The 20,117-nt window shown below is 73.2% G+C and carries 20 protein-coding genes, 1 pseudogene and 1 riboswitch; of the genes and pseudogenes, 11 read left to right on the top strand and 10 right to left on the bottom strand.

What is annotated here, in order from left to right; all coding sequences use genetic code 11:
* Positions 1-181 precede the first annotated feature (181 nt).
* The gene (locus ACIP84_RS26725; RefSeq protein WP_401800923.1) at positions 182-1,501 is read right to left on the bottom strand and encodes a metallophosphoesterase; all 1,320 of its coding nucleotides are present in this window, start codon (positions 1,499-1,501) and stop codon (positions 182-184) included.
* 193 nt (positions 1,502-1,694) lie between these two features.
* Between ACIP84_RS26725 and ACIP84_RS26730 the strand changes: the two genes are divergently transcribed.
* Complete coding sequence (locus tag ACIP84_RS26730; protein WP_355966318.1) at positions 1,695-1,934, top strand: SCO4848 family membrane protein; 240 nt, start codon at positions 1,695-1,697, stop codon at positions 1,932-1,934.
* On the opposite strand, the gene ACIP84_RS26735 is transcribed toward ACIP84_RS26730, so the two are convergent.
* Entirely contained in the window at positions 1,875-2,327 is a 453-nt protein-coding gene (locus ACIP84_RS26735; RefSeq protein WP_401801129.1) for a recombinase family protein, read from the bottom strand. The two genes, ACIP84_RS26730 and ACIP84_RS26735, sit on opposite strands and share 60 nt — an antisense overlap.
* A 262-nt stretch (positions 2,328-2,589) precedes the next feature.
* Here ACIP84_RS26735 and ACIP84_RS26740 point away from each other — a divergent pair, with 262 nt between their 5' ends.
* Positions 2,590-3,870 (top strand): D-alanyl-D-alanine carboxypeptidase, encoded by a 1,281-nt coding sequence (locus ACIP84_RS26740; RefSeq protein WP_355966316.1) that lies wholly within the window; start codon positions 2,590-2,592, stop codon positions 3,868-3,870.
* Here the strand turns inward: ACIP84_RS26740 and ACIP84_RS26745 are convergent.
* Entirely contained in the window at positions 3,782-4,750 is a 969-nt protein-coding gene (locus ACIP84_RS26745; RefSeq protein WP_355966433.1) for a YihY/virulence factor BrkB family protein, read from the bottom strand. The two genes, ACIP84_RS26740 and ACIP84_RS26745, sit on opposite strands and share 89 nt — an antisense overlap.
* A gap of 264 nt (positions 4,751-5,014) precedes the next feature.
* Between ACIP84_RS26745 and ACIP84_RS26750 the strand changes: the two genes are divergently transcribed.
* Both ACIP84_RS26750 and ACIP84_RS26755 read left to right on the top strand, forming a co-directional pair.
* Positions 5,015-6,391 (top strand): FAD-binding oxidoreductase, encoded by a 1,377-nt coding sequence (locus tag ACIP84_RS26750; protein ID WP_401800926.1) that lies wholly within the window; start codon positions 5,015-5,017, stop codon positions 6,389-6,391.
* An 8-nt stretch (positions 6,392-6,399) separates the two neighbouring features.
* Positions 6,400-7,155 (top strand): decaprenylphospho-beta-D-erythro-pentofuranosid-2-ulose 2-reductase, encoded by a 756-nt coding sequence (locus ACIP84_RS26755; protein ID WP_355966312.1) that lies wholly within the window; start codon positions 6,400-6,402, stop codon positions 7,153-7,155.
* Between the two features lie 72 nt (positions 7,156-7,227).
* On the opposite strand, the gene ACIP84_RS26760 is transcribed toward ACIP84_RS26755, so the two are convergent.
* Together ACIP84_RS26760 and trpS are read right to left on the bottom strand one after the other, a co-directional pair.
* Complete coding sequence (locus ACIP84_RS26760) at positions 7,228-7,818, bottom strand: 2'-5' RNA ligase family protein (protein WP_401800929.1); 591 nt, start codon at positions 7,816-7,818, stop codon at positions 7,228-7,230.
* Positions 7,819-7,909: 91 nt separating this feature from the next.
* Entirely contained in the window at positions 7,910-8,923 is a 1,014-nt protein-coding gene (trpS, locus tag ACIP84_RS26765; RefSeq protein WP_319310483.1) for a tryptophan--tRNA ligase, read from the bottom strand.
* A gap of 56 nt (positions 8,924-8,979) precedes the next feature.
* Between trpS and ACIP84_RS26770 the strand changes: the two genes are divergently transcribed.
* Entirely contained in the window at positions 8,980-9,588 is a 609-nt protein-coding gene (locus ACIP84_RS26770) for an RNA polymerase sigma factor (protein ID WP_355966306.1), read from the top strand.
* Positions 9,581-10,378, top strand: a complete 798-nt coding sequence (locus ACIP84_RS26775; protein WP_355966304.1) for a hypothetical protein — start codon at positions 9,581-9,583, stop codon at positions 10,376-10,378. Before ACIP84_RS26770 ends, ACIP84_RS26775 begins: the two co-directional genes overlap by 8 nt.
* A gap of 22 nt (positions 10,379-10,400) precedes the next feature.
* Here ACIP84_RS26775 and glyA read toward each other — a convergent pair whose 3' ends face one another.
* Complete coding sequence (gene glyA / locus ACIP84_RS26780) at positions 10,401-11,678, bottom strand: serine hydroxymethyltransferase (RefSeq protein ID WP_401800933.1); 1,278 nt, start codon at positions 11,676-11,678, stop codon at positions 10,401-10,403.
* 73 nt (positions 11,679-11,751) lie between these two features.
* A riboswitch (ZMP/ZTP riboswitch) is annotated at positions 11,752-11,842 on the bottom strand.
* A gap of 122 nt (positions 11,843-11,964) precedes the next feature.
* On the opposite strand from glyA, the gene rocD reads away from it, so the two are divergent.
* Both rocD and ACIP84_RS26790 read left to right on the top strand, forming a co-directional pair.
* Positions 11,965-13,173 (top strand): ornithine--oxo-acid transaminase, encoded by a 1,209-nt coding sequence (rocD, locus tag ACIP84_RS26785; RefSeq protein ID WP_187623445.1) that lies wholly within the window; start codon positions 11,965-11,967, stop codon positions 13,171-13,173.
* 91 nt (positions 13,174-13,264) lie between these two features.
* Positions 13,265-13,960 carry a polysaccharide deacetylase family protein gene (locus ACIP84_RS26790; protein ID WP_401800936.1) on the top strand — a complete coding sequence of 232 codons (696 nt, stop codon included), beginning with the start codon at positions 13,265-13,267 and terminating at the stop codon, positions 13,958-13,960.
* A gap of 24 nt (positions 13,961-13,984) precedes the next feature.
* On the opposite strand, the gene ACIP84_RS26795 is transcribed toward ACIP84_RS26790, so the two are convergent.
* A complete protein-coding gene (locus ACIP84_RS26795; protein ID WP_355966296.1) occupies positions 13,985-15,169 on the bottom strand; it encodes a glutathionylspermidine synthase family protein in 1,185 nt (394 codons plus the stop codon).
* 14 nt (positions 15,170-15,183) lie between these two features.
* Entirely contained in the window at positions 15,184-15,486 is a 303-nt protein-coding gene (locus ACIP84_RS26800; protein WP_401800938.1) for a hypothetical protein, read from the bottom strand.
* Between the two features lie 91 nt (positions 15,487-15,577).
* Here ACIP84_RS26800 and ACIP84_RS26805 point away from each other — a divergent pair.
* Positions 15,578-16,381: pseudogene (locus tag ACIP84_RS26805) on the top strand (hypothetical protein); the annotation flags it as partial.
* Between the two features lie 287 nt (positions 16,382-16,668).
* Here the strand turns inward: ACIP84_RS26805 and ACIP84_RS26810 are convergent.
* Entirely contained in the window at positions 16,669-18,228 is a 1,560-nt protein-coding gene (locus ACIP84_RS26810) for a PLP-dependent aminotransferase family protein (protein WP_401800941.1), read from the bottom strand.
* Between the two features lie 46 nt (positions 18,229-18,274).
* Between ACIP84_RS26810 and ACIP84_RS26815 the strand changes: the two genes are divergently transcribed.
* Together ACIP84_RS26815 and ACIP84_RS26820 are read left to right on the top strand one after the other, a co-directional pair.
* Positions 18,275-18,808 carry a carboxymuconolactone decarboxylase family protein gene (locus ACIP84_RS26815; protein ID WP_401800943.1) on the top strand — a complete coding sequence of 178 codons (534 nt, stop codon included), beginning with the start codon at positions 18,275-18,277 and terminating at the stop codon, positions 18,806-18,808.
* The gene (locus tag ACIP84_RS26820) at positions 18,805-19,596 is read left to right on the top strand and encodes an isocitrate lyase/phosphoenolpyruvate mutase family protein (protein ID WP_401800945.1); all 792 of its coding nucleotides are present in this window, start codon (positions 18,805-18,807) and stop codon (positions 19,594-19,596) included. The genes ACIP84_RS26815 and ACIP84_RS26820 overlap by 4 nt, the downstream gene beginning before the upstream one ends.
* A 123-nt stretch (positions 19,597-19,719) precedes the next feature.
* Here the strand turns inward: ACIP84_RS26820 and ACIP84_RS26825 are convergent, their stop codons facing one another.
* Entirely contained in the window at positions 19,720-20,094 is a 375-nt protein-coding gene (locus ACIP84_RS26825) for a hypothetical protein (protein ID WP_355966281.1), read from the bottom strand.
* Positions 20,095-20,117 lie beyond the last annotated feature (23 nt).

Raw genomic sequence — 20,117 nt, forward strand, 5'->3', positions numbered from 1 at the left:
CTTTATTCGTCCACCCCAGCTGCGACGGCCCCCGGAAACGTCGCGATGGCGTCATCCCATCACACGGTTTTCACAAGTGGAAGAGAAAACCTTCACACCACAGGTATATGTCCGGGAAATGCGACTTTAAGTCGATGAGCAGCACGTATCGGGCTCGGTGCGGGGAGTGACCCCGTCCCGATTAGGCCTGTTTCGCAGCGAGTTCGACGATGGTGATGTCCGAGGGCGCCCCGACCCGGACCGGCGGTCCCCAGGCGCCCGCGCCGCGCGAGACGTACAGCTGGGTGTCTCCGTACCGTTCGAGTCCGGCGACGGTCGGATTGGCCAGTTCGGCGAGGTGGTTGCCCGGCCAGAGCTGCCCGCCGTGGGTGTGTCCGGAGAGCTGGAGGTCCACGCCGTGGCGTACGGCGTCGTGGACGACGATCGGCTGGTGGGCGAGGAGCACCGCGGCGCGGGCCCGGTCGCGGTCGCCGAGCGCCCGCCCGAAGTCGGGGCCCTGCCCCTCGCTCTCCCCCGCGATGTCGTCGACGCCGGCGAGGTCGAAACCGGCCGCCACCTCCACCCGCTCGTTGCGCAGGGGGCGCAGCCCGAGCTCGCGGACGTGGTCGACCCAGGCGTCGGCGCCCGAGAAGTACTCGTGGTTGCCGGTCACGAAGAAGGAGCCGTGCCGGGCGCGGAGCCGCGCGAGGGGCTCGGCGGCGGAGCCGAGGTTCTCGACGGTGCCGTCGACGAGGTCGCCGACGACCGCGATCAGATCGGGCTGGGTGGAGTTGATCGTGTCCACGATGCGCTGGGTGTGGCCGCGGCCGAGGATCGGACCGAGGTGGATGTCGGAGACGACGGCGATCCGGTAGCCGTGGGCGGCGCGCGGGATCCTGGCGAGCGGGACGGTGACCCGCTTGACCCGGGGACCGCGCAGCACGCCGTACGTGCCGTAGCCGACGGTCCCGACAGCCGCGGCGGCCGCGGCGCCGCCGACGACCCGGGAGACGAAGAGCCGCCGGGAGACCTCGGCGGGGGACTCGGGCGCGGACTCGGCGGCCGCGTCGGCCGACTCCTCGGGGGCGGCCTGCGCGCTTTCCGGCACCGGCACGGGTGCCCGCTCCTCGGGGGCGGCCTGCGCGCTTTCCGGAACCGGCACGGGTGCCGCCACCGGCGCCGCCGAGGGCGCCCCGGCCCGCGCGCGGCGGTCGAGCCACCGGAGCAGGAGGGACCTGACCGCCTCGCCGACGAGCAGGGCGAGCGTCACGTACAGGAGCAGGGCGAGCCACAGGAAGCCGGGCCAGGCGACCACCTGCTGGAGCACGAACGGGGCTCCGGCGCGGGAGGAGGAGAGGGCCGCGAACGACAGCAGCGGCAGCACCACGACGGCGACCGTGCCCAGCCGGCGCGGCAGGCTCCCCCGCGTCGTGACATCGCGCACGAGGCGCCGCCACACGTACCAGTGCACGGCGCCGAGCAGCGCGAGCACCACGATCAGAACCAGCAGGAAGACGACCACGCCCCGGAACCCCTCTTCTACCGCTCGCGCGGTCCTCACCGATGTCGCGGCGCGCGGCGCGCACCCCACGCAACCCGAGCAGTCCGTTCACCGTCCCCAGGACGAAGGCCGTGACGGAACCCCGGCCGCCACGGCAGGGCGCACGGGCCGGATACTGGCAGGACCGACCCGCCTACCCCCGGAAGGGCATCCCGTGAAGCTCAGCCGTCGCACGTCCTGGTTCCTTCTCGCGTTCGGTGCCTGGTCCTGGATGATCTGGATCACCTTCGCCCGGAACCTGTACAAGGACGCGAGCGGACTTGCGTTCGACGACGCGGGCGACCCGACCGCCTACTTCTGGGTGCATCTCGCCCTCGCCGTGACGTCGTTCATCCTAGGGACGGCCGTCGGCGTGATCGGCCTGAGGGGCGTACGAGCGAACTCGGGCAAGTAGAAGGCCCCGCACACGCGCTACAGGAGAGCGCACAGGCGGGGCGCTCTTGCGGTTCAGCCAGGCCGGGGGGCGGGCTGACCGTGCTTGTCCAGCCACGCGGACTCGACCCGCAGACGAGCCGGACAGAAACACTCTGACTGGCGTCTCTTCGTCTTCTTCGTGGTCGTCCCCATCCGTCGCAAGGTGCCGCCAGCGGAGCGTCACGCGTTCCTCCCTGGCGATGTACTTGCGGGACCCACCCTCGTCCCGGGCGATCACCACCACGTCAGCCTCACCCGCGCGCACGGCGGACAGGAGGTTCTCCGAAGCCGGACGCACGGCGTTGGGATCCCAACCGGACCTACCGACGTCTTTGAACGTGTGAACGACCTCCCAACCCCGGCTCGACGCCAGCGCCTCACCGGCTGAAAGGGGTCAAGGCTCTCACCTGATCTTCTCTGCCATCGAGGCACCACAGGTCAGCTACGTATGGAAAGTGGTCCAGATGAACCAGCTCCCCACCCCGAACGCGAGCAGGAACCAGGAGACGCGACGGCTGAACTTCATGCCCCCGGTATCACCGTGCGCCCCACTGGCCCCGCGGACGGGTGGACGAGCCCGGCCGAAGCGCCAGCCGGGGTTCGGATCCTTCTTCCGTACATGTACGTTCACGACCGTGTCTGCTTCGAAGAAGACCGCTTGGGCGGTCACTGCTGCCGTGTTCCTGCCGCTCGTCGTCGCCGTGCCCGCGCACGCGGACACGAAGGACGAGAAGGACAAGCAGCCCAAGCCCCCGAACGCGATGTCCTCGCTCGGCGGCCCGCTGCTCGGCAACCCCGGCACCCAGGTGAAGCTGGGACCCGGCGCCCCGGTGCTGCCGAAGGAGCTGTCCGGGCGCTCCTGGATCGTCGCGGACGCCGAGAGCGGCCAGATCCTCGCCTCGCACAACGCGCACTGGCCGCTCGCCCCGGCCTCCACGCTCAAGATGCTCTTCGCCGACACGCTGCTGCCGAAGTTCCCCGACGCCAAGCTCAAGCACCTCGTCACCAACACCGACCTGGCCGGGATAGGAGCGGGCTCCAGCCTGGTCGGCATCAAGGAGAAGCAGACCTACACCGTCCACGACCTGTGGCTCGGGGTCTTCCTCCGCTCGGGCAACGACGCCGTGCACGTCCTGACCAGCATGAACAACGGCCTGCGGCAGACCGTGAAGGAGATGAACGACCACGCGGCCGAGCTCCAGGCGCTCGACACGCACGTGGTGTCCCCGGACGGCTACGACGCCCCTGGCCAGGTCTCCTCCGCGTACGACCTGACACTCATCGCCCGCAGCGGCATGCAGAAGCCGGCCTTCCGCGAGTACGCCGCCACGCCCCGGGCCGCCTTCCCCGGCGACCAGAAGCCGGGCAAGAAGCGCGAGACCTTCGAGATCCAGAACACCAACCGGCTGCTCACCGGTGACCTCGGCGTCGCTCCGTACCAGGGCATCGCCGGAGTCAAGAACGGCAACACCACGCACGCGGGTGCCACCTTCACGGGTGTCGCGGAGCGCAACGGCAAGGTGCTGCTCGTCACCGTCATGAACCCCTCGTCGAAGGAGCAGCACGCGGTCTACCGCGAGACCGCCCGGCTGCTCGACTGGGGCTTCGCCGCGTCCGGGAAGGTGACCCCGGTCGGCGAACTGGTGCCGCCGCGGTCCGCCCGTACCGAGACGACCGCCCCGGACGACGGTTCGGCCCCGGCGCCCGGCAAGAACGCCCCGGACGGCACCGTCCACGCGGCCGCCACGGAGCGGTCCGGGGGCGTCGGGATCGCGCTCGGCGTGGCCGGCGGGGTCCTCGTGCTCCTCGCCGGTGCCGTCTTCCTGGTCAACCGCCGCTGGCCGCTGGCCGGGGCGGCGGGACGTCGTCTCCGTTCCCGCCGGAACCCGGAGGGGAACCCGGACGTGAATCCGTAGCGGACTCGGACCGGTCGTCGGCCGCGGACTCCCTGCGGGAGCCCGTGGCCGTCCACGCGGCGCAGTACAGCAGCAGCTTCGCGGTGAAGTTGATCCAGAGCAGCAGGGCGACCGGCACGCCGAACGCCCCGTACATCGACTTCGAGGCGACGCCCCTCATGTAGCCGCCGAGCAGCAGCTTCAGGAGCTCGAAGCCGACCGCGCCCATCAGCGCCGCCACGACGAGCCGGCGGCGCGGCGGGTGCACGCCGGGCAGCAGCGTCAGGACGTACAGCAGGATCAGGAAGTCGGCGACGACGGCGACCAGGACGGCGGCCGTCTGCAGGAGGTAGCCGCCCGCCCCCTCGCCGGAGATCCCGATCCGGTCGGCGCTCCAGCCGACGGCCGTGGAGCCGAGCCAGGACGCGGCGAGCGAGGCGAGGGCCACGCCGCCGAGGCCGAGGAGGATGAGCCCGTCCTTGCCCTTGAGCAGGACCGGGTTGCCCTCGATGTCGTCGAGCCCCCACACGGCCCGCAGGCAGTCCCGCATGGAGCCGACCCAGCTGATGCCGGTGACCAGCAGGATCGCGCCGGCGACGAGCCCGACGGTGCCGGCGTTGGCGACGAGCCCGCTGATGTTGAGCTGGTCGGAGATGCCGGGCACCTGGTCGCTGATCTTGTCCTCGATCTTGTCGAGCTGGTCCTTGCTGAGGAGCGCGGCGCCGATCGCCGCGGCGACCGTGATCAGCGGGAAGAGGGCCAGGAAGGACACGAAGGTGATCGCGGCGGCGAGCCGGGTCCAGTGGGCCGCGTCGAGGGTCTCGTACGAGCGCCAGGCATGGGTTCGCATGAGCCGGGCGACCCAGGGGCCGATGACGGGGAGCTTGGTCAGCCAGTCCATGTCGTACGTCTGCCCCTCGATCCGTTCGGTGCGCAAGAGAGCGCAGTACGAGAATCCCCCGCCGGGGCCCGCGTACCCGCGAACGACATCCCGCACCCCGCGAACGACGTCCCGCACCCGGTCCCACACCCGCGAGCGGCGTCCGCGCGTCGCCGTCCGCCGGGGGCTTCGCGCTTCTTTTCCGACCCTCCTTTCATCACCCATTTCGACGAACCGCTCTGCAATACCGGCATAAGCGACAGACGCGGCTATACGGTCACCCTCATGGCTGTCGAGACCCACGTCCTGGACGACGACTGCGAAACGATCACCGGCTGGGGGCGCACCGCGCCGACCCTCGCGCGCGTGCGGCGGCCCCGCGGTCACTCCGAGGTCGCCGACGCCGTCCGCTCGTCCGGGGGCCGCGGCACGATCGCCCGCGGTCTCGGCCGCGCGTACGGCGACGCCGCGCAGAACGCCGGCGGCACCGTCCTCGACATGACCGGCCTGGACCGGATCCTCGCCGTCGACGCCACCGCCGGACTCGCCGTCTGCGAGGCCGGCGTCAGCCTGCACCGGCTGACCGAGGCGCTGCTCCCGCTCGGCTGGATCCTCCCGGTCAGCCCCGGCACCCGGTACGTGACCGTGGGCGGCGCGGTCGGCGCCGACGTCCACGGCACGAACCACGCCGTCTCCGGCTCCTTCGGCCGGCACGTGACCGCGCTCGAACTCCTCACCGCCGACGGCGGGATCAGGACCGTGCTGCCCGGCACCCCGCTGTTCGACGCCACCACCGGCGGCATGGGCCTGACCGGGGTGATCCTCACCGCCACCCTGCGGCTGCTGCCCGTCGAGACCTCTCTCATGACCGTCGGCACCGAGCGCGCCCCCGACCTCGACGAGACGATGGCCCGGCTCGCCCACGCCGACCGCAGACACGGCCACTCCGTCGCCCGGATCGACCTGCTCGCCCGGGGCGCCGCCACCGGCCGCGCCGTCCTCACCCACGGCGACCACACCCCGTACGACGCGCTCCCCCGCCGCCACCGGGCCCGCCGGGCACCGCTCGCGTTCCGGCCCGCGCTGCTGCCCGCGCCGCCGCCGTTCGTGCCCGGCGGCCTCCTCGGCCGGACCGCCGCCGAACTCCTCAACGAGCTCCGGTACCGCGGGGCGCCCCGTGCGCGCACCGGCGGCCTCCAGTCGCTCACCGCCTTCCTCCACCCGCTCGACGGCATCCCGCACCGGAACCGGATCCACGCGCGCGCGGGGTTCGTCCCGTACCAGTTCGTCGTCCCGTACGGGCAGGAGGAGGCCCTGCGGACGGTGGTCCGGCGGATCGCGGACCGCCGCTGCCCCGCCTTCGGCGCCGTCCTACAGCGCTTCGGCGCGGGCGGCCCCGGCCCGCTGTCGTTCCCTCTGCCCGGCTGGACGCTCGCCCTCGACCTGCCCGGCGGCCTGCCCGGACTCGGCGCCTTCCTCGACTCGCTCGACGAGGAGGTGGCGGGGGCCGGCGGCCGGGTCTTCCTCGCCAGGGACTCCCGCGTACGGCCGGAGACGCTGGCCGCGATGTACCCGCGGCTCGGCGAGTTCCGGGCGCTGCGCGCCGCGCTCGACCCCCGGTCCGTCCTCACGTCGGACCTCTCCCGCCGCCTCGACCTCTAGGAGCCCCCATGAAGGACGCCTTCGGTGCCCCGCAGTCCCTGCTCGTCCTCGGCGGCACCTCCGAGATCGGGCTCGCCACCGCCCGGCGGCTGATCGCCCGCCGCACCCGGACCGTCTGGCTGGCCGGCCGCCCCTCCCCCGCGCTCACCGCCGCGGCCGACTCCCTGCGGGCGCTGGGCGCGGAGGTGCGCACCGTGCCCTTCGACGCGCTCGACACCGAGTCGCACGAGGAGCGGCTCGGGAAGATCTTCACGGAGGGCGACATCGACATGGTGCTGCTGGCCTTCGGGGTCCTCGGCGACCAGGCGCGCGACGAGTCCGACCCGGTCGCCGCCGTCCGCGTCGCGCAGACCAACTACACGGGGGCGGTCTCCGCCGGTCTGGTGTGCGCGGCCGCGCTCCAGGCGCAGGGACACGGCTCGCTGGTGGTGCTCTCGTCGGTGGCGGGCGAGCGGGCCCGCCGCGCCGACTTCATCTACGGCTCGTCGAAGGCCGGGCTCGACGCCTTCGCCCAGGGCCTCGGGGACGCGCTGCACGGCACCGGGGTGCACGTCATGGTCGTACGGCCCGGGTTCGTCCGCTCGAAGATGACGGCCGGGCGCGCGGAGGAGCCGCTCGCGACCACGCCGGAGGCGGTCGCGGGCGCGATCGAGCTGGGGCTGCGGCGACGCTCGGAGACGGTGTGGGTGCCGGGGGCGCTGCGGATGGTGATGGCGGCCGTACGGCACGTGCCGAGGCCGCTGTTCCGGCGGCTTCCGGTGTGACGTGCCGACGTGCTGCCGGGCCGGCGTGACGCCGTACGGCGCGTGCCGACGTGCCGGCGTGACCGTACGGCTCTAGGCCGTGGGCGTCGGTGTGTCGACCGGGCTGCCGCCCTGCGCGGGGACCGCCGAGATGGGGCGGCCGCTGCCGAACTCGTAGTCGTACAGCTTCCGCCAGACCCCGTCCGGGCCCTGCTCGTACAGCGCGAACGAGCGGCAGATCCAGGCCGCCTCGTACCCGGCGAGCTCCTCGAACGCCCGGTCCATCCCCTCCTCGGAGATGCCGTGCGCCACGGTCACGTGCGGGTGGTACGGGAACTGGAGCTCGCGCGCGAGGGGGCCCGCCTCGTCCCGGATCCGGTGCTGGAGCCGGTTGCAGAGGGGCACGCCCTCCGCGAGCTTCACGAAGACGACCGGGGAGAGCGGGCGGAAGGTCCCGGTGCCCTTGAGGCGCACGGGGAACGGCTGGTGGTCGGCGGCGACACCCGCGAGGTGCGCCTCGATCTCCGGCAGCCGCTCCTCGGCGACCTCCGTCGGCGGGACCAGGGTGACGTGCGTGGGGATGCCGTAGGCGGCCGGGTCCCCGAAGCCGGCGCGCCGCTCCTGGAGCAGGCTGCCGTAGGGCTCCGGGACCGCGATCGAAACGCCGAGCGTTACGGTCCCCACGTCGTTCTCCTCCGTCGTCGGTCGACTTGTGTCGGGTGGTGCAGCCGCCAGTGTGCGGCCTGCACCGCCCTTTGGGCCAGGGTCCCTGGTCTCAGTGCTTGGCCGGCAGGAAGCCGATGCGCTCGTACGTCTGCGCCAGCGTCTCGGCGGCGACCGCCCGGGCCTTCTCGGCTCCCTTGGCCAGGACCGAGTCCAGCGTCTCCGGGTCGTCCAGGTATTCCTGGGTGCGGGTCCGGAACGGCGTGACGAAGTCCACCATGACCTCGGCGAGATCCGTCTTCAGCGCGCCGTACATCTTGCCCTCGTAGCTCTTCTCCAGGTCCTCGACGGAGGTGGAGGTGAGCGTGGACATGATGGTGAGCAGGTTGGAGACGCCGGCCTTGTTCTCCGGGTCGAAACGGATCACCGTCTCGGTGTCGGTGACCGCGCTCTTGACCTTCTTCGCGGTGGTCTTCGGGTCGTCCAGGAGGTTGATGAGGCCCTTCGGCGTGGACGCCGACTTGCTCATCTTGATCGCCGGGTCCTGGAGGTCGTAGATCTTCGCCGTCTCCTTGAGGATGTACGGCGCCGGGATCGTGAACGTCTCGCCGAAGCGGCCGTTGAAGCGCTCCGCGAGGTCACGGGTCAGCTCGATGTGCTGGCGCTGGTCCTCGCCCACCGGGACCTGGTTGGCCTGGTAGAGCAGGATGTCCGCGACCTGCAGGATCGGGTACGTGAAGAGGCCGACGGTGGCGCGGTCGGCGCCCTGCTTGGCGGACTTGTCCTTGAACTGGGTCATGCGGGAGGCCTCGCCGAAGCCGGTGAGGCAGTTCATGACCCAGCCGAGCTGGGCGTGCTCGGGGACGTGGCTCTGGACGAACAGGGTGCAGCGCTCGGGGTCGAGACCGGCGGCGAGCAGCTGGGCCGCGGCGAGCCGGGTGTTGGCGCGCAGCTCGGCGGGGTCCTGCGGGACGGTGATCGCGTGCAGGTCGACGACCATGTAGAAGGCGTCGTGGGTCTCCTGGAGGGCGACCCACTGGCGGACGGCGCCGAGGTAGTTGCCGAGGTGGAACGAGCCTGCGGTGGGCTGGATTCCGGAGAGCACGCGGGGAACGTCAGAGGCCATGCACATCATTCTCTCAGGTGTGGGAACCGATCCCGGACTGCCGGTGTATCAAGAGTGTGAGGACGCGGGAGGGGGGCCTGGTCGACGACGAGGCCGCGGTGATCGCACGGGTACGCGCCGGGGAGCCGGAGGCGTACGCGGCGCTGGTCCGCGCGTACACGGCGGTCGCGCTGAGAGCCGCGGTGGCGTGCGGCGCGGGCGCGGAGGCCGAGGACGTGGTGCAGCAGGCCTTCTTCAAGGCGTACCGCTCGCTCGGGCGTTTCCAGGAGGGCTCGCCGTTCCGGCCGTGGCTGCTGCGGATCGTCGTCAATGAGACCAGGAACACAGTGCGGTCGGCGGGTCGGCAGCGGGCCGTCGCCGACCGGGAGGCGGACCTGCTCGGGGGTGAGCCGCGGATACCGGAGTCGGCCGACCCGGCGGTCGCGGCGGTGGAGCGGGAGCGGAGCAGACGGCTGCTCGACGCGCTCGACGGACTGGGCGAGGACCACCGGCAGGTGGTGATCCACCGCTACCTCCTCGAACTGGACGAGACGGAGACGGCGCAGGCGCTCGGCTGGCCGAGGGGGACGGTGAAGTCCCGGCTGAGCCGGGCACTGAAGAAGCTGGGCCTGGTGCTCGGGGAGAGCCTGACGGAAGGACCGGAGGGAGGTGAGGGGCGTGGCTGACGAAGGTCTGCCGGACGAGCTGAGGGAGCTGGGACGGCGGCTGCGGGTGCCGGACGTGGACGGGGAGTCGATGGCCGAGCGGGTGCTCGCCCAGCTCCTCGCCGAGCAGGTGCCCACACCGGTTCCGGTCCGCCGTCGACGGGACGGGTGGGCGTCGGTACGGGGCTGGGCGCGGGCGCGGTGGCGGGCGCTGGTGGCGGGCCTGACCGGGGTGCTGATCGTCCTGGTGCTCACGCCGCCGGTGCGGGCGGCGGTGGCGGAGTGGTTCGGCTTCGGCGGGGTCGCCGTGCGGTACGACCCGGACGGGCGGCACGTCCCGGCCGGTGGTCCGGTGCCGGGGTGCCCGGAGCCGGTGCCGCCGGCGGAGGCCGGGCGGCTCGCGGGCTTCGAGCCGCTGATACCGAGGGCGCTCGGCGCGCCGGACGCGATCGCGGTGACGGGGTCGGCCGAGCGGGGCCGAGCGGTGATCAGTCTGTGCTGGCGCGACGGGGAGCGGACGGTCCGGCTGGACGAGTTCCCGGCCCGGTTGGACATCGGCTTCGCCAAGCAGGTGCGGACGCAGCCGGAGTGGGTCGATCTCCCGGACGGCGCGCAGGGTTACTGGTTCGCGGCCCCGCATCTGCTGACGTTCCCGATGACCGACGGGACGGGCACGGCCTGGACGCATGAGGTCCGCACGGCGGGCCCCACGCTCCTCTGGACGAGGAACGGGGGCGCGCTCACCTTCCGCCTGGAGGGCATACCGGACCGTGAGGCGGCCCGGCGGGCGGCGGAGTCGGTCGGCGGCTGACGGGCGGGGCCCGCCGCGCGGGTCAGACCGGCAGGCCCGGGGCCGGGAACGCGGTCAGCAGGTCGGCCACCTCCGCGCGGACGGTGGCGAGGGCCTGCTCGTCACCCGCGCCGGCGGCCGCGACACCGCGGTCGATCCAGTCGGCGACCTGGTCCATGTGCTCCGTGGTGAGGCCGCGGGAGGTGAGGGAGGGGGTGCCGATGCGGATGCCGGAGGGGTCGAACGGCTTCCGGGGGTCGTAGGGGACGGTGTTGTAGTTGACGACGATGCCCGCCCGGTCGAGGGCCTTCGCGGCGATCTTGCCCGGGACCTGCTTGGGGGTGAGGTCCATGAGGATCAGGTGGTTGTCGGTGCCGCCGGAGACGAGGTCGAAGCCGCGGGCGAGGAGGGCCTCGGCGAGGGCCTTGGCGTTGGCGACGACGGCGTGGGCGTAGTCGCGGAAGGAGGGCAGGGACGCCTCGCGGAGGGCGACGGCGATGGCGGCGGTGGTCTGGTTGTGCGGGCCGCCCTGGAGGCCGGGGAAGACGGCCTTGTCGAGTGCCTTGGCGTGCTCCTCACGGGACATCAGCATGGCGCCGCGCGGGCCGCGCAGGGTCTTGTGGGTGGTGGTGGAGATGACGTCCACGTGCGGGACCGGGGACGGGTGGGCGCCGCCCGCGATCAGGCCGGCGATGTGGGCGACGTCGGCGACGAGCACGGCACCGGCCTCGCGGGCGATCTCGCCGAAGGCGGCGAAGTCGATCGTGCGGGGCAGCGCGGTGCCGCCGCAGAAGATCATCTTGGGCCGCTCCTTGAGGGCGAGCTCGCGGACCTCGTCGAAGTCGATCAGGCCCGTGTCCTGGCGGACGCCGTACTGGACGCCGCGGAACCAGGTGCCGGTGGCCGAGACGCCCCAGCCGTGGGTGAGGTGGCCGCCCATGGGCAGGGCCATGCCCATGACGGTGTCGCCGGGCTCGGCGAAGGCGAGGTAGACGGCGAGGTTGGCCGGGGAGCCGGAGTAGGGCTGGACGTTGGCGTGGTCGACGCCGAAGACGGCCTTGGCGCGCTCGACGGCGAGGGTCTCGACCTGGTCGATGTTCTGCTGGCCCTCGTAGTAGCGGCGGCCGGGGTAGCCCTCGCTGTACTTGTTCTGGAGGACGGTGCCGGAGGCTTCGAGGACGGCGGCGGAGACGTAGTTCTCGCTGGGGATGAGGCGCAGGGTCTCGGCCTGGAGGCGTTCCTCGGCGCCGACGAGGGCGGCGAGCTCGGGGTCGGCGGCGGCGAGCGCGGGGTGGGTGTGCGGGTGCTGGGGCGTGGTCATGGTGGTGTCCTCCGGGCGTCGGTGGGTCCCGGGGCACTGCGTGAGAGGCGCGGCGCCACGCGGGACTTCGGTCCCGTGACGCCCAGGCGGGCGGCGTCTCGTGTGGTCTGCCGCGCACGGCTCCCCCGGGGTCGCTTCCCCGCGCGCCAGTCGCCGTGCGTGTTTTCAGAGTAGCGGGCGCGCCGCGCGCGAGGTTTCCCGGTCCGGTATCCGAGCGACGATAGAAACAGGGGCCACACCCCCTCGTCGGGGTCACCCCCCGAGCCGCAGGACGAACGGAGATCCCGTGTCGAGCACACAAGACGCGATCGCTTCGGCGGAGGCGCACAGCGCTCACAACTACCACCCCCTGCCGGTCGTCGTCGCCTCGGCGGACGGCGCCTGGATGACCGATGTCGAGGGGCGCCGCTATCTCGACATGCTCGCCGGTTACTCGGCGCTCAACTTCGGGCACGGCAACCGGCGTCTGATCGACGCGGCGAAGGCCCAGCTGGAGCGGGTGACGCTGACGTCGCGCGCCTTCCACCACGACCGGTTCGCCGAGTTCTGCACCCGGCTCGCCGAGCTGTGCGGGAAGGAGGCGGTGCTGCCGATGAACACCGGCGCGGAGGCGGTCGAGACCGCCGTGAAGACCGCCCGGAAGTGGGGGTACGAGGTGAAGGGCGTGCCGGACGGGCACGCGAAGATCGTGGTGGCGGCGAACAACTTCCACGGCAGGACGACGACGATCGTCAGCTTCTCCACGGACCACGAGGCGCGGGACCACTTCGGTCCGTACACGCCGGGGTTCGAGATCGTGCCGTACGGGGACCTGACGGCGATGGAGGCGGCGGTCACCGAGAACACGGTGGCGGTGCTGCTCGAACCGATCCAGGGCGAGGCGGGGGTCCTGGTCCCGCCGGCGGGCTATCTGGCGGGGGTGCGGGAGCTGACCCGCCGGCGGAACGTGCTGTTCATGGCGGACGAGATCCAGTCGGGTCTGGGCCGGACGGGCCGGACGTTCGCCTGCGAGCACGAGGGCGTGGTGCCCGATGTGTACATCCTGGGGAAGGCGCTGGGCGGCGGGGTGGTGCCGGTGTCGGCGGTGGTCGCCGACCGGGAGGTGCTCGGGGTGTTCCGGCCGGGTGAGCACGGGTCGACGTTCGGCGGGAACCCGCTGGCCTGCGCGGTGGCCCTCGAAGTGATCGCGATGCTGCGGACGGGCGAGTACCAGGAGCGGGCGGCGGAGCTGGGCGAGCACCTGCACGCGGAGCTGGGGCTGCTCGTGGGCGGTGGGGCGGTGGAGGCGGTGCGCGGTCGCGGGCTGTGGGCCGGGGTGGACATCGCGCCGTCGCACGGCACGGGCCGGGAGATCTCGGAGAAGCTGATGGAGCGGGGTGTCCTGGTGAAGGACACCCACGGGTCGACCATCCGGATCGCACCGCCGCTGGTGATCTCGAAGGAGGACCTGGACTGGGGTCTTGAGCAGTTGAGGGGTGTGCTGTCGGAGGAGTGACGGAGTCCGTTCGAGGGGACGGTGGCCGCGGGCCGGGACGGGGCAACTCGTGCCATTGACACGGCAGTTGGTCTAGGCCAATGATGCCGCCATGCCGAGACTCCGCCTGCGTCACGCCGTGCGTGCCGCGCTCGCCGCCGTCGTCCCCCTCGCGCTCCTCGGCGCGGTCACCGGACCCGCGCACGCCGCCCCGAGGGCGGCCTGGCCCGAGCCCGTCCCGGTGGTCTCGCACATCGAGACCACCGACCCGGTCGTCTTCATCACCATCGACGACGGCTGGTTCCACGACCCCGCCGCGGCGAAGCTGCTGCTCGACCGCCGGGTGCCCGCCTCGCTCTTCCTGCTGCCCGGCGCCTACTCGTACGACTCCGGCTACTTCCACACCCTGCTGAACCAGGGCCCCTCGCGCGTCGAGAACCACACGGTCAACCACCCGGACCTGACCACCCTCGACGCCGCCGGCCAGAAGGCGGAGCTCTGCGGGGCGCGCGACCAGCACCTCGCGCAGTTCGGCGACGGCCCGCGGCTGCTCCGCCCGCCGTACGGCGTGTACGACGCGACCACCCGGACCGCGGCCCGCGCCTGCGGGGCGAAGGCGCTGGTGACGTGGACGTACGACCTCACCACCTGGGGCCAGTGGACCCCGCCGGCGCCGACGCTCAAGGCCGGCGACATCATCCTCCTGCACTTCAACGAGACCCTGGAGCAGGATCTGACGCGGGCCCTGGCGGCGGCCGAGGCCGCGGGCCTGAGGCCGGCGCCGCTCAGGGAGTACGTCCCCGAGTAGCGGGAGCGGCCGGAGGGGCAGGCCCTACAGGATCACGTGCGGCAGGAAGCGGGCGTACTCGTCGGTGACGAGGCTCGCCGACTCCCGGATGCCGAGTCCCGCCGCCTCGTCCTCGACGACCCACGCGCCGAGCACCACCCGGTTGCCGTCGAAGTCGGGCAGCGGGGCCAGCTCCTGGTAGCAGCAGGGTTCCCCGTCCCGTACGAACGCCTCCGTGCCGGCCTCGTGCAGGGTGACGCCCGCTCCCTCGCGACCGAGCAGCGGCTTGGCGACCCAGCCGGCGGTCGTGGCGAGTTCACGCGGTCCGTCGAGGTAGGCGGGCAGCAGATGGGGGTGGCCCGGGTACAGCTCCCACAGGATCGCCAGAAGCGCCTTGTTGGAGAGCAGCATCTTCCAGGCGGGCTCGATCCAGCAGGTGGTGCCCGTGCCGCCGCCGTTGTCGAGGGTGTCCAGGACGTGCCGGCCGAAGCGGTCGGTGGTCAGCCACTCCCACGGGTAGAGCTTGAAACAGCTGCGGATGAAGCGGAGCCGGTCGTCCACGAAGCGGCGCGAGAGCCGGTCCCAGCCGATCCGTTCGACCGAGAGGGCCTCGGTCTCCAGCCCGGCCTGCTGGGCGGTCTCGCGCAGATACGCGACCGTCATCAGGTCCTCGCCGAGCTCGTCGCCGTCCGAGTGCACGAAGTGGAGAGGGCCGGGCGGCAGCAGCGGGGCCTGCTTGCGCCATGCGTCGACGAGCCGTTCGTGGAGGGAGTTCCACTGGTCGGCCCCGGGGAAGCGCTCCTCCATCCAGAACCACTGCGGGCTCGCCGCCTCCACGAGCGAGGTGGGGGTGTCGGCGTTGTACTCCAGCATCTTGGCCGGTCCGGTGCCGTCGTAGCGCAGGTCGAACCGCCCGTAGAGGGACGGCAGTTCGGCCCGCCGTCGCCAGGACTCGGCGACCAGGGACGCGAGCTTCGGATCGGTGATCCCCAGCTCGGCGAACCGGTCCCGCTCGACGATGTGCGCGGCCGCCGCGAGGCACATCGCGTGCAGCTCCTCGACGACCTCCTCGAGGGCCTCGACCTCGGGCAGGCTGAAGGAGTAGTACGCGCTCTCGTCCCAGTACGGACGCAGCGAACCGTCCGGGTAGCGGGTCAGCGGGTAGACGAGCCCCTGCTCCTCCACCGTCTCCTGCCAGCCCGGCCGGGGCTCGATGGTGTGCCGTCGCATGTGCCGGACCTCTCTCAGCCGCCGCCGGAACCGGAGCAGCCGAAGCCGCCGGTGTCGACGGCCTTCATGTCGAAGCTGCCACCGCTCACGCGGTTGTCGCGTATGGAGCCGCCGTAGTAGTACGAGCCCCGGTGGGTGCCGCTGCCGTTGTCGTCGTCGTCGCTGCCGCCGCCGCTCTCGCACTCGTAGCTGGGCAGTGTCTCCCGGGTCACCGGGTCCACGCACCGCTTGTCCGGGTCGGAGCCGCACGCGGTGATCGTCGCCGCGAGCACACCCATCCCGCCGAGCACCACCGTGCTCGACCTCAGCCTCCGCATGTCCCTGGCCCTCCCCTTCGCAGTCGCGACCGCACAGTGTAGGCCGGTCAATTCCAGCCGCAGCGCCTAGAGTCGTTTCGTGCTACTCGGGATGATTTGCGCGCTCGCCTCGTCCGTCTGCTTCGGCGCGGCCTCCGTTCTCCAGGCGATGGGGGCCCGCGCCACGACACCGGGAACCGGTGGCGGAGTCGACATCGCGCTGATGTGGCGGGTGCTGCGGCAGTGGCGGTACATCGCGGGCCTCTGCATGGACGGCCTCGGGTTCGTCCTGCAGATCGTGGCCCTGCGGACCCTGCCGATCTACGTGGTCGGCGCCGCCCTCGCCGCGAGCCTGGCGGTCACGGCGGTCATCGCCTCCCGGGTGCTGCGGGTGCGGCTCAGCCGGGTGGAATGGACGGCGGTGGGCGTGGTCTGCGCGGGGCTCGCGCTACTGGCCCTCGCCTCCGGCAAGGAGGGCCACCAGGACGGCCCCGAGTGGCTGCCCTGGGCGCTGCTCGCGAGCGCCTTCGGGGTGCTGCTGCTGGGCGTCGTGGGCGGGCGGCTGCCGGCGAAGCCCCGCGCCCTCGTCCTCGGCCTGGGGGCGGGCTTCGGCTTCGGGGTGGTGGAGGTGGCGGTCCGGCTGATCGACGGCGTCGACTTCGCCGATCCGGTCTGGTACGCGCTCCTGGTGGGCGGCGGGGCCGCGTTCGTCCTGCTGACCTCGGCGCTCCAGCGCGGCTCGGTGACGACGGCGACGGCGGGCGCGGTGCTCGGCGAGACGGTCGGCCCCGCGATCATCGGGGTGGCCTGGCTCGGCGACACCACCCGTGAGGGCCTCGGCTGGCTCGCGGTCACCGGCTTCGCGATCGCGGTGGCGGGCTCCCTGACCCTGGCGCGCTTCGGCGAACCACCGGAGGTGGACGCGAACGGGCGGCCGGTGGAGGCGGGGGCGGTGGGGTCCGGGGCGGCTGGGTCCGGGGCGGCGGGATCGGGGGCCGGCGGGGCCTCGGGACCGGGCTCCCGGACGGGGCCGAGCCCCGGGGACGGCACAGGGACGGGGCCGGGCACAGGCACGGACACTGGCCCCGGCACGGGGACGGGCACAGGCACTGGCCCCGGCACGGGGACGGGCACAGGCACTGGCCCCGGCACGGGGACGGGCACAGGCACAGGCACTGGCCCCGGCACGGGGCAGGACGCCCCCTAGGCGCCTGCCTCAGCTGCCCCCGGCGCCTGGGGCAGCACCCGGCACAGGGCCTGGAGGGCGCCCTGCCAGGCGCTGTCCGGGGGTGTCGCGTAGCCGACGACGAGGCCGTCCAGGGTCGCCGGCACCGCCGGGCGGCGGAACTGGTCGACACCCTGGACCGCGAGGCCGTTCCAGGCGGCGGCCCGCAGCACGTCCTGCTCCGTGCCGGGCGGCAGGGCCAGGACGGCGTGGAGGCCGGCCGCGATCCCGCTGACCCTCGTCTCCGGCGAGTGCGCGGCCACCGCCGCCACCAGCTGGTCGCGGCGCCGCCGGTAGCGCAGCCGCATCGCCCGTACGTGCCGGTCGTACGCCCCCGAGCCCAGGAACTCCGCGAACGCCAGCTGGTCCGGCGCGCTGGACACCCAGTCCACGGCCCCCTTCGCCGCCACCACCTCGCCGACCAGGCTCTCCGGCAGCACCATCCACGCGAGGCGCAGCCCAGGGGCGAGGGACTTGCTCGCGGTGCCGAGGTAGACGACCCGCTCGGGATCGAGTCCCTGGAGGGCGCCCACGGGCTGCCGGTCGTACCGGAACTCCCCGTCGTAGTCGTCCTCCAGGACGAAGCCGCCCGCGGCCCGCGCCCAGTCGACGACCTCCGCGCGCCGGTCCGGGGGGAGGGCGCCGCCCAGCGGGAACTGGTGGGCGGCCGTCATCAGGACGGCTCCGGCCGAGCCGAGGGGCCCGGACGCCTCGACCACGGTGCCGCGCCCGTCGAAGGGCAGGACCGGGGTGCCGAGGCCCGCGCCGGTGAGGAGACCCGCGTGGAGGCCGAGCCCGTACGACTCGATCGCGACGTCGCGGACGCCCCGGCTCCGCAGCACCTGACCGATGAGCATCAGACCGTGCACGAAGCCCGCGCAGACGACGATCCGTTCGGGCCGGGCGTACACGCCCCGCGCGCGGGCCAGGTACTCGGCGAGGACGGTGCGCAGTTCGATCCGGCCGCGCGGATCGCCGTACCCGAAGGCCTCGTTGGGGGCGGCGGTGAGCGCCCGCCGGTACGCCTTGAGCCACTCGGCGCGCGGGAAGGACGCCAGGTCGGGGGTGCCGGCCTTCAGGTTGTGCGCGGGCGTGGAGGGCCGGGGCAGGGCGCGCGCGGCAGCGGCGGCGGGCCCGGCGCCCGGCCCGGCCTCGGAGTGCCGGGGCTCAGGACGGCGCGGATCGGAACGACGGGGCTCCGCCCGCCCGGGCTCGGCGCGGCGCGGATCGGAACGACGCGGCTCCGCCCGTCCGGGCTCGGGACGGCGGGGCTGGGCGCGGCGGGCGACCCGGGTGCCGGAGCCCTGCCGGGCCGTCAGCCAGCCCTCGGCGACGAGTTCGGCGTAGGCGTCGGCGACGGTGTTGCGGGCCATGCCGAGGTCCGCGGCCAGCGACCGGGAGGACGGCAGCCGGGTGCCCGCCTCCAGGCGCCCGCTGCGCACCGCCTCGCGGAGCGCGTCCATGAGTCCGGCCCGCAGCCGCGGACCGCGCAGTTCCAGATGGAGATCAGCCCCGAAAGTGGCCCACTCGTTCGCCATGCGAATGGACCATACTCCTGAGCCACCTCGCTCGTACGGTGAAGACATGACCACGCACACGCACCCCATCGACACCCTGGACACCCTCGGCACCACCGCCCCGACCGAGTACGCCCACGAGCACGCCCCGCGCCTCCCCCTCGCCGAGCGCGTCCCCGAGTTCTACCGGGCCATGCTGCGTCTGGAGACGGCGGCGGCGAAGGACATCGACCCGACCCTGTACCACCTGATCAAGATCCGGGCCTCGCAGATCAACCACTGCGGCTTCTGCATCGACATGCACTCCAAGGACGCGCTGGCCGAGGGCGAGACCGTCGAGCGGATCGTGCAGCTCTCCGCCTGGGAGGAGTCCCGGCACTTCTACACCGAGCGGGAGCTCGCCGCCCTCGCGCTGACCGAGTCCGTGACCGTCCTCACCGACGGCTTCGTCCCCGACGAGGTGTACGCCCGCGCCGCCGAGCAGTTCGACGAGACCGAACTCGCCCGCGTCATCAGCGCGATCGTCGTCATCAACGCGTGGAACCGGATCGGCGTCACCACCCGGATGACGCCCGGCCACTACACCCCGCGCAGCGCATGAGCACGGCAGGGGGCGGGTCCGGAGCCGGGAGCGGGGACGGGCCCTGGGGCCCGGCGGCCCGGGTCCTGCACGCCCTCCACCGGGACCGGGCGGCCGGCGACCCGCTGGTGCTGCCCGGCCCGTGGGACGCGGTGAGCGCCCGCGCCTTCGAGGCGGCGGGGTTCCCCGCGCTCGCGACGCCGAGCGCCGGGATCGCCGCCTCCCTCGGGTACGAGGACGGGGCGACCCCGGTGGCGGAGATGTTCGCCGCCGTGACCCGGATCGTCCGGGCCGTCTCCGTGCCCGTGACGGCGGACCTGGAGGGCGGCTACGGGCTGCCGGCGCCCGAACTGGTGGAGCGCGTACGGGAGTCGGGGGCCGTCGGCGTGAATCTGGAGGACACCGGGCCGGGCGGCCGGCTCAAGGACCCGCGGGCGCACGCCGAGTGGCTGGCTGAGGTACGGGCCGCGGCGGGCCCCGGACTCCTCGTCAACGCGCGCGTGGACGCGTACATCCGCGGGACGTCCGAACCGCTGGAGGAGGCCATCGCCCGCGCCCGCCTCTACGCGGAGGCGGGCGCGGACTGCGTCTACCCGATCGCCGCACCGGCCGCGGACCTCCCGGCCCTGCGCACCGCCCTCGGCGGCCTCCCGCTCAACGCGCTGGCCGCCCCGGACGGCGGCCCGTCCTTCGCCGAGCTGGGCCGGCTCGGCGCGACCCGGATCACCTTCGGCGACGGCCTGCTCCTGCGCGCGCGGGACGACCTGGCGGCGCGGGCGGCGAAACTCCGCGAGAACAGGGCGGGTTGAGGCACCACTGACACCCCGGGCGGCCCACCGTACGGCCTCGGTCCCGCACGGAACCGCTCGTCCCGACCCGGCGCGTCCCAGCCCCGCGCGCGTGGCATCCCACGCACCCCGGCCCGGCGCGGCTCAGCCGCCGAGCAGCGCGCCTGCCGCCTGTCCGACGGCCACGCCCGAGGCGAGGATCCCGGTCACGGCACCCGCGTCCGTGAGGGCGCGGCGCACCCGGGTGAGCCGGCCCGCGTCCGCGCGGCCCGTGTTCTCGATCTCGGCCTCGGCCTCGGAGAGTTCGCCCTCCAGTGCGGCCGTCTGCTCCGTGGGGACGACCCCGCCGAGGTCGGCGCGGAGCCGGCGGATGGCCTGGAGCAGTTCCTCCTGCTGCGGGTCACGTGTGGCCGGGGCCCCGTGACCCGTACTGGTGACGGTGTTGTGGTCGCCGATGGTGACGTTGCCCCCGGCGTTGGTGACGTGGATGCCGCCCGCCGTGTTCCCGGTCCCGGTCACGATTCCTCCGATGCCGCCGATGC

The sequence above is a fragment of the Streptomyces sp. NPDC088707 genome (assembly GCF_044752725.1).
Classification (GTDB): domain Bacteria; phylum Actinomycetota; class Actinomycetes; order Streptomycetales; family Streptomycetaceae; genus Streptomyces.

What these genes read in the sequence shown, in the direction of transcription:
- ACIP84_RS26745 (WP_355966433.1), bottom strand. Translation starts at nt 4,750, where the DNA reads ATGGACTGGCTGACCAAGCTCCCCGTCATCGGCCCCTGGGTCGCCCGG.
- ACIP84_RS26750 (WP_401800926.1), top strand. Translation starts at nt 5,015, where the DNA reads ATGGCTGTCGAGACCCACGTCCTGGACGACGACTGCGAAACGATCACC.
- ACIP84_RS26755 (WP_355966312.1), top strand. Translation starts at nt 6,400, where the DNA reads ATGAAGGACGCCTTCGGTGCCCCGCAGTCCCTGCTCGTCCTCGGCGGC.
- trpS (WP_319310483.1), bottom strand. Translation starts at nt 8,923, where the DNA reads ATGGCCTCTGACGTTCCCCGCGTGCTCTCCGGAATCCAGCCCACCGCA.
- glyA (WP_401800933.1), bottom strand. Translation starts at nt 11,678, where the DNA reads ATGACCACGCCCCAGCACCCGCACACCCACCCCGCGCTCGCCGCCGCC.
- ACIP84_RS26790 (WP_401800936.1), top strand. Translation starts at nt 13,265, where the DNA reads ATGCCGAGACTCCGCCTGCGTCACGCCGTGCGTGCCGCGCTCGCCGCC.
- ACIP84_RS26795 (WP_355966296.1), bottom strand. Translation starts at nt 15,169, where the DNA reads ATGCGACGGCACACCATCGAGCCCCGGCCGGGCTGGCAGGAGACGGTG.
- ACIP84_RS26800 (WP_401800938.1), bottom strand. Translation starts at nt 15,486, where the DNA reads ATGCGGAGGCTGAGGTCGAGCACGGTGGTGCTCGGCGGGATGGGTGTG.
- ACIP84_RS26810 (WP_401800941.1), bottom strand. Translation starts at nt 18,228, where the DNA reads ATGGCGAACGAGTGGGCCACTTTCGGGGCTGATCTCCATCTGGAACTG.
- ACIP84_RS26815 (WP_401800943.1), top strand. Translation starts at nt 18,275, where the DNA reads ATGACCACGCACACGCACCCCATCGACACCCTGGACACCCTCGGCACC.
- ACIP84_RS26820 (WP_401800945.1), top strand. Translation starts at nt 18,805, where the DNA reads ATGAGCACGGCAGGGGGCGGGTCCGGAGCCGGGAGCGGGGACGGGCCC.